This window comes from Mycolicibacterium peregrinum (assembly GCF_001665625.1).
GTDB classification, from domain to species: Bacteria; Actinomycetota; Actinomycetes; order Mycobacteriales; family Mycobacteriaceae; genus Mycobacterium; species Mycobacterium peregrinum_B.
Genome location: NZ_LZSY01000105.1, coordinates 1 through 780 on the forward strand (window position 1 = coordinate 1; position 780 = coordinate 780).

1 pseudogene is annotated in these 780 nt (G+C 65.0%); it reads left to right on the forward strand.

What is annotated here, in order from left to right:
- Positions 1-780, forward strand: a pseudogene (locus tag A5779_RS15420) (tyrosine-type recombinase/integrase); the annotation flags it as partial.

A 780-nucleotide genomic window follows, 5' to 3' on the forward strand; every position in this document is an offset into this window, starting at 1 on the left:
GAACGCGGGATCGATGATCCGGTGATCAGCACCGACCGGGCGGCGCTGCGGCTGTTGTTCACCGAGTTCACCGAATACCTCAAATCACCTGCCGCGCGGGCCAAACCGGAGCGTCCGCTGTCGGCGGCGACGATCGCGGTCGTCCAGTCCAAGATTCAGATGTTCTACACGTTCATGGTGGACCATGCCGAGGAAGCCGCGGCAGCGACCGGAGATCCTCGCTGGAGCCGGTTGACCGACACCCATACCCGGTTGTGGGGTGCGGCGTTTCGCAGCCGACGCCCTACCGGCGGCCGGGAGCTGACCTGGTTTTCGACCGCCGAGCTGCAGCGGATGCTGTGCTATCTCGACGTGCTGGCCGCCGATGCGGGCAAACCGGTGGTCATCACCCATCCCGATTCCACCATCTCGGTCGTGGCTGGTCTCGGCGATCCGCAAGCGGCCCGGATCTGGCTGCTGCAAGCGTTGACCGGGCGCCGGGCCTCGGAGATTCTGATGCTCGATTTCGACCCGCTGCAGCCGATCCCGGGGCATGACCGCCCCGCGGGAGCCACCGACGTTCCCGATGGGTTCGTGGCCAAACTGCGTTACCAGCAGACCAAAGTCGACGGGGTGGTGCCCACCATTCTGGTCGAGCAGGCCGTGGTCAACGTGATCAGCGAACAGCAAGACTGGATCCGGCGGCGTTACCCGGATTTGGAGACGAAGTACCTGTTCCTCGGGGTGCGCTACCAGCACCAGGGCCAACGACCACGCAGCTATGACTCCTACAGCCGGATC